Source organism: Chryseobacterium gambrini, from assembly GCF_027920505.1.
Taxonomy (GTDB): domain Bacteria; phylum Bacteroidota; class Bacteroidia; order Flavobacteriales; family Weeksellaceae; genus Chryseobacterium; species Chryseobacterium gambrini.
Map to the genome: position 1 here is coordinate 832,044 of NZ_CP115857.1, position 12,174 is coordinate 844,217.

Here is a 12,174-nt window from a genome sequence, read left to right on the forward strand (position 1 = left end):
TGTTTTAAGAAATATTTAACCTATTATTTTACCAGATCCGGCTCAATAGGATTGTTATTTTTTGCCAGAGATTCTTTTGTTCTCTTTTCCATTTCCCTGAAAACCTGATTAGGATCTGAGATTTCTTTTCCGTCTGAAGTTTTCACTTTAAAAGTCATCTTAGAATTATCGGTATTCCTCATCATCATTTCCCTCATGTTTTTAGCAGGATCATTTACATAATCTTTCCACGCTTTTCTGAACTGATCTTCCGTTACTTCAAGCTCTTTTCCGCCCATTCCGAAAACCCTGATGTTTTGCGGAAGTTCCGGTTCTTTTTCTGAAGCAGCAGCTTGGGTAACCTTTTTATTTCCGACTAAAGTCATGATGTGGGAACCTGCAGTATCTTCAATTTTAACAATCAGTCCCGGTAAACCGTAAAATTTATAAGGTCCGTCCTGAAAAGGAATATCCGTAGAAAACCACGCAATCCATTCTCTTCCGCCAAAGCTTGTGGTTGCTTTCTGCGTATTGTATTCCCCGATTTTCTGCTTGTCGGATAAAATTTTCCATTCCGGTTTCTGATCTTCTCTGATTTTATATTGATCCGAAGAAACACTTCTGAAAAGATATGTTTTAAAATCGGGATAGCTTTTGGTTACTTTGAATGAAACCTGTCCCGGATTTTCTCTTCTGTTAACACTGATATTTCCGGAAAATGATTTGATCTGCTTCTCCAGTTCTGCTCTGGAAGTGGAATCGGCGACAAATTTTGTTCTGCTGTAATAATTCGAACCGTTTTTATCAATATCAAGGTACATCATTTCACTTTTCACGTCTTCCTTATTATTGGAATCGGGAATAAATTTGTAATCATAGAAAAAACGGTTGATCTGTGCATTGGCAAGAATTCCTGCCAATAAAAAGAGGAGTAATTTATATTTCATAAACTGTATTTTTTAAAAAAACTCTGCTGTTATTTTGAAATAATCAGCAGAGTCTAAAAACTTGATTATTTAGTCTGAATTCGGATTTCGCCCTGCATCTTTCCGTCTACATTTCTTTTGTTTACATCCATTCTTTTGATGGTTTTAGAATCCAGAGCCTGCATTTCTTCATTGGTAGATTCTTTTCCGTTAATATAGATCTTCATATCTCCTGCTCCGTTCAGATTTTTGATACCCGAAGCAACAACAGATTGATTTTTATTATCGATTTTAATATTGTCTGCATGGATTCTGAATACTTTTTCATCCGGAAAACCTCTGAAAGTATTGCCATAAATGTACACTTTTCTGTCTCCGTCCAAAGCTCTTCGTTCTGCTTCCAGTTTAGCTCTTTCGCCTTCTAATTTGGCTCTTTTTTCTTCCAGTTTGGCTCTTTCTTTCTCAAGTTTCGCTCTTTTTTTAGCCATTGCCGCAGATTCTTTTACTTTTGGTTCGGAAAAACTGAAGCTGTTTTCAAATTCCGGCGACCATTTCATATCTCTGGAATCACGGAAAGAATATACTTTTACTTTTGGAGCGTTTGGCGCTTTCGGTGCATTGGGCGGACTTGGAGGAGCATCGGGAAAATCAAAATTCATTTCTGGAATATCAGGAATTTCAATATTAAGTTCTTCCAGCTCTTTCATTTGATCTTTCCATTCTTTGGATTTAAAATAATCGTTGATATTAACATCCTTTCCGTCCATTCGGATCACCATTGCCGATTTCAGAAAATCTTTTGAGCTTGCAATTTTTCCGATTTCTCCGGATAGTTTTCCGATTTCTTCGAGGTTTTTATTGTACTCGTCACTTTCAGGCTTAAAATTCTTCAGATTCTGGCTTTTTTCCTGAATCTTTTTGCTTAAATCTGCTATTTTTTTGTCGTCTTCCGATTTTTTGTACACTTTTGGACTTACGACAATTCGATCTTTTGAATCTGGAGTAATCGTATCTTTTTTAATAACAATTTTATCTCCTTTTTTAATCTGAGAAACCGCTTTCTCAATTTCTATATTTGTTGCTTTAATTTCTTGGTTTTTGGCATTTACTAAATAGGCAAACGCAACAGAAAATACTACCGGCAATGCAAAAATTCTACGCGCATATCCGAATTTGGTTTTAGGTTTTTGTAACATTTTTAATCGTTTTTTTAGATTTGAACTAAGAAACGGACTGGTTGCAGGCAACTGGTTTCCGGAAAAGTGGCTTGCTAAAAGCATCTGCGCAAATGCTTTGGTGTCCGATTGTTTTACGGCTTTTTTATCAGCCAGATATTCGTGAATTAAACTAATTTCTTTTTTGATGAGATGAAAAAAAGGATTGAACCAGAAAACAGAGGTAATAATCTCAATAAAAATTTTATCGAAGGAGTGTTTCTGTTCAATATGCACCATTTCGTGCTTCAAAATCTGTTTCCCGAGATCAGAATTCAGCGTGATGGAATTCTTCCAGAAAAGATTTTTAAAGTAAGAAAAAGGAGCCTCGGATAAGTTTGTATGGTAAAAATTAATCCCATCGAAACTTTCTTTCTGAAACTGACTTTTAAGCTTTTGGATTCTGAAAATCCCGTAGACGAATCTTCCTAAAAAATAGAAAGAAACAAGTCCCAAAGCCGAAAAAATAATTCTAAAATAAATGTAATCATTGTTTGAGTTTTTAATTGTATTAAAATTCTGTACCTGATCTATCAACTTATATAAGTCATTGCTTACTTCAATGGTAAAGTCTTCGACCTTTATTAAAGGAAGCAATAAAGAAATGAGCATCGCAGACAAAAGATAAAATCTGTTGTAGTGATGAAACGTCTTGTCTTTTAAAGACAACTGATAATACAGAAACGTTACACCGGAACATAAAATAACTTTTCCGAAATAGAGAAGTACAGTTTCCATGGTTAGTTTTTCTTTTTAAGTTCGTTTAACAGCATCTCAAGATCTTCCACCGTCATTTCATTTTTTTCAACCAGAAAAGAAACGGCACTTTTGTAAGATCCTTTGAAATAATTTTTCACCAGACTTTTAATGGTTTTTCCGGAATACTGCTCCTTGGAAACCAACGGAAAATATTCATGCTGTCTTCCGTATACATTATAATCTACAAATTCTTTTTCTTTCAGTACTTTTAAAATGGTAGAAACGGTATTGGTGTGAGGCTTCGGTTCAGGGAAAAGATCAAGAACGTCTTTCAGAAATCCTTTTTCCAGTTTCCATAAATACTGCATCACCTGTTCTTCTGCTTTTGTTAAAGTCTGAATTTTCATATCCTTTTCATTTTTATCATTAAACGTGACATAAAAATATTCACGAAAATTTTATATCACTAATAAATTAGTTATACAAATGTAGAAATAAAATTCATCCAAACAACTATTTTTTTAGTGATAAAAGATTAAAACACATAAATAATTGATAATCAAATAAATAAATTTTATTAAAATTTGTTAAAGAAATTTTGGAAGGATTATTCGATTGTTTTAAAAATCGTCAGACCATCATAAAGATTACTCTCGATTTTTATTTTCTGTTACTGATGAACTGACTAAATATTTTATTCTCAGAATCAGAAGACCTTCAAAAATGATCCATAAAATAATAAGATGAATGACCGACGGAAGATTATCTGAAAGCGAACCTCCGGATTGTACAATAGAAATAAAGGTCTTTAAAAACGGCGATGTCGGCAAAGCATCAGACAAAAACTGAACAAATTTCGGCAGCGCCTGATACGGCATAGAATATCCCGTAATCAGAAATATCGGATAAGAGGAAAATACAAGAACCTGAAATGCAAACAGTTTCGTCTTAAAAAAACTACCGATCAGCATTCCGAAAACGATAATTGTAGAAATAAATAACGCAAAAATTACCGCAAGATCAATGGCGTTTCCGCGAATTTCAACCCCGAAAACAGAGAAATTCACTACAGCGAAAAACAATCCGAAAATCATAAAAGCAAAAAAGTAAAGGATGCTTTTCCCAAAAATCATTTTAGAAATACTTTGTTTTGAAATTCCATAAAGATTCAGCAGTTTATTTTCTTCCCTTTCTGAAGTAAAAGCCGCCGCAACGCCAATCAGAAGTGTCTGCTGAAGAATAATCGCCAATAAACCGGGCAACAGGAATCCTCCATACGTCATACTTGCGTTGTAAAGCGGACGGTAATCCATATTGATGGGATTGGTCATTTTCATGGATTCGTCTTCTCCCATTCCCTGTTTGTTAAAGTACGTTTTCCTCACTCCTGCTCCAACCGTTAAACATACTTTGGTTGCAGTGCTGAGTAAATCGCTGGAAGGTAAAAAACGGGAAGCATTGAGAACCATATTCACATTTGCCTGCTTCTGCGATAAAATATTTCTCTCGAATCCTGACTGAATATAAAAATACCCCTGAACTTCACCCCGATACATTTTTTCCTGTCCTTCGGCAATATTTGAAGCCGGAACGATTTCAATCATGGAAGTGGAATTAAACTGCTGTGTCAATGTTCTGGAAATGGAGGTTCCGTCATCATCAATTAACGCCAGTTTTACCTTTTCTTCACCTTTGTTTAAATAAATACTTCCATACATGAACGCGTACAGAATCGGAGCGAGAAGCAAAATCAGAAACAGACTCGAATCTTTCGAAACATTCCGAAGTTCTCTTTTAAATATCTGAATGATCTCCTTCATACGCTCTTTTCTTTAAGATAGTTATTAATTTTTCTCTGAAAAAACACAATGCTTAAAGGAAATGTTACTCCGGTAAAAATCAGCAGTTTAAAAATCTCAGGCATTGAATATGCTAATGGAAGCTCCATGAAATAAAGCTTAATAAAACCATCCAGAAAGTGGGTATAAGGCATAATGTCTGCGTAAAACTGATCGTACCAAGGCATCGCCCATCGCGGAAATGTAAAACCGCTGAACACAAAAGCCGGAGAAGTAAAAAACAGAGCCACATCGGTTACAAAAAGCAGATTATTGGATATTGCAGAAAGCATCATTCCGATGCCGATGCAGGCTAAAGACATTAAAGTATAGATCAGGAAAAAATTGAAATCGGTCTGTGGTTTTCCCAGTTCAAAAACAGGAAATACAATGTAAGCAACCAATACAAAGAGAATCCATGAAATGCAAAGATGTGCAAGCGTTTTTCCGACTATAATCTGTGAGGAAGAAGCGGAAATTTTTAAGAGTTCATCAATCGTATTCCGTTTAAATTCAAGATTTAAAATTAAAACAGAAGCTACGACCAAAGCCATTTGAAGACCAACCGTAATCAGTCCGGGTGTTAAATACATCTGATAATTAAAATCCGGATTATAAAGTGTTGTGGTATTCAGTTTTATCGGCTGAACCAAAGCTGTTGCCTGTTCAGCAGGCATTCCCTGCTTTTCCGCTTTCTGGAGAACTACGGCAAGACCGCCTTTTATAATGACTTCTGCAGCTCCTTTATAAATCATTTTTGCAGGAACCAGATACGCTCCGTTGGTATACAAAGTAATGTTTGACTGATGATTTTTTTTAACATCCGACTCCAGATTTTTAGGAAAATGTACAGCTCCGAAAATCTTGCCTTCCTTCATTAATTTTTCTATTTCTGCATTGCTGGAAACCTTTTGTGTAATATGAATCAGATCGCTGTGATCCATCATATCCGTAAGCTGTCTGGAAACAGAAGACTGGTCTTCATCCCAAACTGCCATCGGAAGTTCTTTTGCAAACTGCTTCTGGTAAATTAATCCGTAAAAAAGAAATATTATGGGCGGAATGACCAATAAAACCACATAAAAATTCGGAATCGAAAAAATCCGTTTCCACTCCCGAATGATAATCTGGCTGATTGTTTTCAAGGTTCTTCTTGTGAATTAAATTATTGAAAAATAAGCTGAGCCGTCATTCCTGAACGAAGTCCTTTAATGGAACCTGCGTTTTCCGGTCTTACTTTGATTTGAAATGTTCTGAGTTCAAATTCTCCGTTCTGCTTTTCCGGAACCCAGTCTGCATAGCCTAAAGCCGGAGCCAGTTCTGCCACTCTTCCCTGAACTTTTTCAGGAGTACAGCCGGGAATTTTCATGGTTACCAGACTTCCTTTATTTATTTTCGTCATCTGATTCTGACGGAGATTAAATTTGACAAAAAAAGACTGATCTTTCTGAATCGTCATCATCGGATACCCCGCATTTACCATTTCTCCTTTTTTGGCAATAACCGTAGAAATTATTCCGGAAGCAGGTGCTTTTATAGAAGCATTGTCTTTTATTTCCTGCGTAAGTTCATCCGCACTTTTTGCCTGATTTAAAACCGACTGTGCCGAGTTTTTAAGCTCTTCATTGTTTCCTCTTTTCAAAAGCTGAACATTAAGATTGGCGGTTTCCAGTTCTTTCTGGGCTGCTTTGTATTTGAAATAAATTACATCGCGTTCCTGTCCGGAAACTACTCCTTCAGCATAAAGATTCTGAAAACGGCTGTACGTTTTAGACATCAGATCCATCTGCTGTTGTGCAATCTGCTGTAAATTCTCGGCTGATTTCAATACTTCCGGTTCTACTCCTCGATTTACTTTATCCAGTTGATTCTGTGCAATTTTCACCGCTTCTGAAACCTGAGACTGTATGCTTTCGATCTCGGAGGTTTTCATCTGTGCAATAATCTGTCCTTCCTTTACATTATCGCCTTCCTTTACCAAAAGCTCCAAAACTCTACCCGGAAGTGAAGCCGAAACGTCCACAAATTCAGCGTCTACCATTCCTATAACCGCATCTTTGCTGCTGCTTTCGGAAGATTTGTTCTGAAGAAGATAAATCAGCGCGATGACTAATACAACAATTGGAATACATACTGCCCAGTAATTTTTTATAAAATTTTTCATCTTGTTTAAGGAATGTAATTGGTAATATTTTCGACGTTTCCTGTAATATAAAAATAAGTTGCTACCACCGTCTGATAAGCCACCAGAGACGTGTAATACAATTTCTCTGCCTCATACTGAAGCTGCAGAGCATCGTTTACATCTTTTACGGAAGAAAGACTGTTTTCCATTCTTTTTTTCACCATTTCTGTGGTAGTATATGCCTGTTTTCTCGCAAGATCCAAAGTTTCTTTCTGTTCTTTGAAGCTGATGAGCTTATTTTCAGAAATTCTGACGGCAAGATCCACCGCCTTCTGTTTCTGATCAATTAACAGATCTGCCTCTTTCACCAAAGATTCAGAAGCCTGATTTCTGGATCTTCTTTCAGGATCAAAAAGAGTCCACTGAACTTCTACTCCCACTAACCACGGCGGCGTGATTAAAGGAAGATCATTTCTGAAAAACTGGTAATTTCCAATGGCAAAAATATTGGGTTTAGACAGAGATTTTGTAATATCGTTCGTGGTTTGTGCTTCTTTTTTCTTACTCTGTAATAATTTCAGATCGGTATTTTTATCTGAGGAACCAAAACTGTTGACTTCAATATTTTCATTTAATTCTTCGTTAATTTCCAAAGATTCATCAAGAGGAATTCCCATAAGATCTTTTAAAGTCAGTAACGTATTTTCCTTTTCAAGCCGTAAATTCTTAAGAGTAGTTTCGCCCTGAATTTTGGCAATATCTGACCAGTTTTTAAGATAAGGCGGGATGATCTCTGCTTTCAGAAGATTTTGCGCATACTTTTCATTGCTTTCCAGAGCTTCCGCCATTTTCTCCTGCTTTTTGATCATGGAATTAAGATACATGATCTGAATATAGTTCAGCGAAATATTGTAAGAATTTAGATTCTGAATAGATTCCAGATTGGCTTTCCCGCTTTCCACCTGCTGTTTCGAAAGTTCTCTCGAAGCATTCAGCTTTCCACCGAGATAAATGGGCTGTCTTACAAGGATTCCGGCAAGAAAATAACTCTGTTTGGCAATGGCAGGATTGTAATTAGGATAGACCGCACTGATGATGTCTTTTGAAGTCTGATAAATAACATTCTGCACCTGTTGCGGAAGCGGATTTCCTGTGATCTGCTGATAAGCCGCATTGGCAGAATAGGCACTCTGACTGGCTGAACCTTCCACAATTCCGTCTTTTACCTGCTGAAGATTTACTCTGATGGGTTCTCCGATGTAGTTATATCCACCAAGAAAATCGACTTTGGGAAGAATATTGTTTTTGCTGGACTGTGCTATTTTCTGCCTTGTTTCCAAAGACTGTTCCGCCAGTTTTACAGCAACATTATTCTGCTTTCCTTTTTCTATACATTGCTGTAAGGTAAGCTGCTGACAAAATAACTTCGTGGTAAGTAATAGAGTAAAAGCAACAATCTTATGATTCATAGCCTTAAAATGTGATTTTAGTATCGTGTGTTGTGTACCTTAAAGATATTAAAAATATATAAGAATTTTTGGGAATGATTATAAAAAATGACTTTCATAAAAAGTTTTAAAACATCATTTTAACAATAATGAACCACTTACGTTATAAAATTGTTAATTTTTATTAAATAAATTTAAAATGTATTTGTCTAAACCGGGAAATTATATTTATTTTAGTGCTTTAAAAATTTCTCATGAAAAGATATAATTTATTAATTGTACTATTATTACTTATTTTTAACATTACTACCGCTCAAAAGAAAGGTTCTCCTGCAGCAGATTTCAGTGCGGTAGGTGAAGCTAAAACTAAAATCGAAAATACCGTTCCATTAGTGATCAAGCATTTAAAAGAGATCAGTGAAAAAGAAAGCAATCCGAATATTCTTTCTAACGGCAAAACCGCTCTGGCAAAAGAATACGGAAAAGTAGAGCTTGAATGGAGACTGTACAGAGGAAATATGAACAACTGCATCCTGAACAATTCTTCCAAAAAAGCGAAGAAATGTATGGAATATCACAATAATATGTTCAGAGGTACTTTAATTAACTACAACAACTACATCACGAATCTTACAAGAAAGAACGGATATCTTGGAGTGGACGGCGATACAAAATTTGAGTTTAACCCTTCTGAAATCACCACAAAACTAAGCGAGTCTTTCTTCAACGGAAATGATGCAGCCAACAGAATGAAAGGAAATCAGAAGAAAGATTTTATCGGGCAGACAATGGCTGATGATAATGCACTTACGCCTTTCAATCAGTTAGCACAATAATTTATTTTTTTAATTAAATGATACGAAATCCTGCTTTTTTAAGCGGGATTTTTTATTTAATGATGAATCTACAGATCAAAGTTTTATTTTCGGAGGTGAATTTTAATTTAAACACATAAGTCACATGAACTTTCATTTGATCGGCATGAAGCATAGAAAAACATATTAATTTTTTATTATTTTGACAATTTGAAATATTTCAATTTAATACATAAGTCACATGAGAATTTATTGATCTGGATATAGCGTAGAAGAACACATTAGTTTATGAAAATCTTTGATTTTCTCTTAAGAGATCTTTATTTTTAAATAACTCACAAAACTTATGTGACAAGCGCAGCCAAATCTTCCTCTTATAAACTTTAAAATATGGCATAATAAGTGAATGGTACATCACAACCAAATCCAAACAAAAATGAGCACATTAAAAAAAGGAGACATGGTGAGATGGAATTCCAGCAACGGAGAGACTCACGGAAAAATTACAAAAATTCATAAAAAAGACTTTGTATTTATGGATAAGCAGAGAAGAGCGACAGAGGATGAACCACAATACGAAGTCATGAGCGAAAAAACAGGAAAATCAGCCGTTCATAAAGCTTCTTCTCTGAAAAAAATGTAAAAAAATAAGCGGTTTCAAAAGTATAATTCAGCATTGCTTTAACTTTGAAACCGCCTTAAAATTTTTATAGTAGATTATTTTATTTTATCGTAAATAAATTTAGTAACAATAGCTCCGAAAAGATAATAAGCCACCGTCATTACTTTCTTTTGGGTACTTTCAGCAACAGGATTTTCATCCAGACCCATCTTTTGCGGAAGTGTAATGGCTCCTATTCCCATCGCCAATCCAGAAGCGATATTAAAACCTGTAGTGGCAGTAGTTGCATAATACATTCCGTTGCCAATAATATCTCCGGCTAAGGTTGCGGCATACAGCTTATCATGATCTGTAATTTCGGCATCAGCTTTCGCCAAAGTTTTATTTAAAGCTTCCTCTCCCACTTTATTGATTTCGGGGACATTGTCGAAGTTTTTTCTGATGGTTTCGTGCAGAAGGTTCAGCGCGATTGCTCCGCCCAAACCTGCGAGAATTTTTTTATACATGATATTATGATTTAATGGTGTATCATGATACCTGCATAAATTAAGCCATACCGGCATTTACTAATTCACGGTTTAAAGAAATAAAAAAGAGTATCACAAAAACTGCAATACTCTTTACAATAGTAGCGGGAACCGGACTCGAACCGATGACCTTCGGGTTATGAGCCCGACGAGCTACCTACTGCTCCATCCCGCGGTATATTTTTAAAAACGTTACCGACAAACGTTTACTTAGTAGCGGGAACCGGACTCGAACCGATGACCTTCGGGTTATGAGCCCGACGAGCTACCTACTGCTCCATCCCGCGGTGTATTTTTAGAGTGTTTACCGAAAACACTGTCTTAGTAGCGGGAACCGGACTCGAACCGATGACCTTCGGGTTATGAGCCCGACGAGCTACCTACTGCTCCATCCCGCGGTATATTTTTAAAAACGTTACCGACAAACGTTTACTTAGTAGCGGGAACCGGACTCGAACCGATGACCTTCGGGTTATGAGCCCGACGAGCTACCTACTGCTCCATCCCGCGATATTGGACTGCAAATATACGAATTATTTTTAAAACTCCTAATTTTTCTTTTAAATAAAGGACTTTCATGAAAACTATTTTAATATTCGTATCTTTGAGGTATGGCAAAAATATTGAAAATTTATCCGGACAACCCTCAGGAAAACCTTATCAATGAGGTAATTAAAACCTTAAACAATGGTGGATTAATTATCTATCCTTCCGATACCGTCTATGCTTTAGGCTGTAATATTTTTGATATTAAAGCGATGGAAAAGCTTGCCCAGATCAAAAAAATAAAGCTCGAAAAGTCAAAATTCTCTATTATCTGTAATGATTTAAGCCATCTTTCGGATTTTACAAGACCAATTGACACGTCTATCTTCAGATTTCTGAAAAGCCATCTTCCGGGACCTTTTACCTTCATTCTGGATGCCAATAAAAGTCTGCCACTGGCTTACAAAGGTCATAAGACCATCGGAATCCGTGTTCCCGATCATCCGATTCCACAATTAATTGTTGAAAAACTGGGACATCCCATAGCTTCCACATCCATTAAAGATGATGATGAAATCATTGAATATTCTACCGATCCTGAACTGATCGCCGAAAAATACGATCATCTGGTTGATATCGTAATTGATTCCGGTTATGGAGATAATATGGCTTCTACGATTGTAGACCTTACTTCGGGAGAACCTGAAATTATCCGTCAGGGAAAAGGAAATATTTAATTATAAAAAAGCTTTGTCTTTTTATTTAAAATGATGGTTGAAGGTTTTTAGTATGAGTCTGAACGGAAAATATTCCTTAGGAATTCTTCTTACATTTGTTTTGCTCGCCGCAGTAATGCTGTACATTTTTCCTCTTATTACAATGATAACAGGAGAAAAAGCCTTTACTGCGACTTCATTTTTGTATTCCAGAATTGTGCTCTGGATGGTTTTGGCAATTACTTTTCTGTACAGTTTCCTTATCGAAAAACAATCTTTTCTGCTGTGGAAAGACAAAAACTATTCTTTCACATTTTATCTAAAAAAAATACTCCGTCTTTATTTAATTTGTGCCGTTGGTGGAGCTTTTTTAAATCTTTTCATCAAAATCATCACCCACGAAAATACGAGTAATAAAATCGCACAGCTTTCATTCATTTTTAAAAACAATTATCCATTGATTATTTTTACCTGCTTAACAGCGGGAGTGGTGGAAGAACTTCTGATGCGCGGTTATATGCAGCCGAGAATTGAAAAAATTTATAAAAATCAATACGCAGGCATTGCAGTTTCCGCTTTTCTATTCGGAATTCTTCACATGACGTATGGAACGATAAGTCAGGTGATCATTCCTTTCTTCATTGGAGTTGTTTTTGCTTTGTTTTATAAAAAATATTCTAACATTAAGATTATAATCATGTGTCATTTTATGTACGATTTTGTCTCACTGATGATCATGAATCTTATCAATTTCAAACATTTATCTGTCTTTTAACATT

At 35.8% G+C, this 12,174-nt stretch carries 12 protein-coding genes and 4 tRNA genes; 4 read left to right on the forward strand and 12 right to left on the reverse strand.

Annotation, left to right across the window (positions count from 1 at the left end; translation table 11 throughout):
• Window positions 1-23: 23 nt before the first annotated feature.
• The 7 genes from PFY09_RS03710 to PFY09_RS03740 all read right to left on the reverse strand — a co-directional run bounded on the left by PFY09_RS03710 (window position 24) and on the right by PFY09_RS03740 (window position 8,250).
• A complete protein-coding gene (locus tag PFY09_RS03710) occupies window positions 24-926 on the reverse strand; it encodes a GLPGLI family protein (RefSeq protein ID WP_271161443.1) in 903 nt (300 codons plus the stop codon).
• 65 nt (window positions 927-991) lie between these two features.
• Window positions 992-2,857, reverse strand: coding sequence for a M56 family metallopeptidase (locus PFY09_RS03715; protein WP_271161444.1), 1,866 nt, complete (start codon window positions 2,855-2,857; stop codon window positions 992-994).
• A 2-nt stretch (window positions 2,858-2,859) separates the two neighbouring features.
• On the reverse strand, window positions 2,860-3,225 hold the full coding sequence (locus PFY09_RS03720; RefSeq protein WP_076389915.1) for a BlaI/MecI/CopY family transcriptional regulator: 366 nt from the start codon (window positions 3,223-3,225) through the stop codon (window positions 2,860-2,862).
• A 240-nt stretch (window positions 3,226-3,465) separates the two neighbouring features.
• On the reverse strand, window positions 3,466-4,638 hold the full coding sequence (locus PFY09_RS03725; protein WP_271161445.1) for an ABC transporter permease: 1,173 nt from the start codon (window positions 4,636-4,638) through the stop codon (window positions 3,466-3,468).
• On the reverse strand, window positions 4,635-5,801 hold the full coding sequence (locus PFY09_RS03730; RefSeq protein ID WP_271161446.1) for an ABC transporter permease: 1,167 nt from the start codon (window positions 5,799-5,801) through the stop codon (window positions 4,635-4,637). Before PFY09_RS03730 ends, PFY09_RS03725 begins: the two co-directional genes overlap by 4 nt.
• A 20-nt stretch (window positions 5,802-5,821) precedes the next feature.
• On the reverse strand, window positions 5,822-6,820 hold the full coding sequence (locus PFY09_RS03735) for an HlyD family secretion protein (RefSeq protein WP_271161447.1): 999 nt from the start codon (window positions 6,818-6,820) through the stop codon (window positions 5,822-5,824).
• A 5-nt stretch (window positions 6,821-6,825) separates the two neighbouring features.
• Window positions 6,826-8,250: a TolC family protein gene (locus PFY09_RS03740; protein WP_271161448.1), complete on the reverse strand. Its 1,425-nt coding sequence runs from the start codon at window positions 8,248-8,250 to the stop codon at window positions 6,826-6,828.
• A gap of 233 nt (window positions 8,251-8,483) precedes the next feature.
• On the opposite strand from PFY09_RS03740, the gene PFY09_RS03745 reads away from it, so the two are divergent.
• Window positions 8,484-9,065, forward strand: coding sequence for a hypothetical protein (locus tag PFY09_RS03745; protein WP_076389907.1), 582 nt, complete (start codon window positions 8,484-8,486; stop codon window positions 9,063-9,065).
• A gap of 415 nt (window positions 9,066-9,480) precedes the next feature.
• Complete coding sequence (locus tag PFY09_RS03750; protein WP_108409756.1) at window positions 9,481-9,687, forward strand: hypervirulence associated TUDOR domain-containing protein; 207 nt, start codon at window positions 9,481-9,483, stop codon at window positions 9,685-9,687.
• Between the two features lie 74 nt (window positions 9,688-9,761).
• On the opposite strand, the gene PFY09_RS03755 is transcribed toward PFY09_RS03750, so the two are convergent.
• The 5 genes from PFY09_RS03755 to PFY09_RS03775 all read right to left on the reverse strand — a co-directional run bounded on the left by PFY09_RS03755 (window position 9,762) and on the right by PFY09_RS03775 (window position 10,703).
• Window positions 9,762-10,172 carry a hypothetical protein gene (locus PFY09_RS03755; RefSeq protein ID WP_268054202.1) on the reverse strand — a complete coding sequence of 137 codons (411 nt, stop codon included), beginning with the start codon at window positions 10,170-10,172 and terminating at the stop codon, window positions 9,762-9,764.
• Window positions 10,173-10,295: 123 nt separating this feature from the next.
• Window positions 10,296-10,368 (reverse strand) — tRNA-Met (locus PFY09_RS03760).
• Window positions 10,369-10,407: 39 nt separating this feature from the next.
• Window positions 10,408-10,480: transfer RNA gene (locus PFY09_RS03765), tRNA-Met, on the reverse strand.
• A 38-nt stretch (window positions 10,481-10,518) separates the two neighbouring features.
• Window positions 10,519-10,591 (reverse strand) — tRNA-Met (locus tag PFY09_RS03770).
• Between the two features lie 39 nt (window positions 10,592-10,630).
• Window positions 10,631-10,703, reverse strand: a tRNA-Met gene (locus PFY09_RS03775).
• A gap of 101 nt (window positions 10,704-10,804) precedes the next feature.
• On the opposite strand from PFY09_RS03775, the gene PFY09_RS03780 reads away from it, so the two are divergent.
• Both PFY09_RS03780 and PFY09_RS03785 read left to right on the forward strand, forming a co-directional pair.
• The gene (locus PFY09_RS03780) at window positions 10,805-11,416 is read left to right on the forward strand and encodes an L-threonylcarbamoyladenylate synthase (RefSeq protein ID WP_076389901.1); all 612 of its coding nucleotides are present in this window, start codon (window positions 10,805-10,807) and stop codon (window positions 11,414-11,416) included.
• Between the two features lie 52 nt (window positions 11,417-11,468).
• Window positions 11,469-12,170 (forward strand): CPBP family intramembrane glutamic endopeptidase, encoded by a 702-nt coding sequence (locus PFY09_RS03785; RefSeq protein WP_271161449.1) that lies wholly within the window; start codon window positions 11,469-11,471, stop codon window positions 12,168-12,170.
• Window positions 12,171-12,174: the final 4 nt, after the last annotated feature.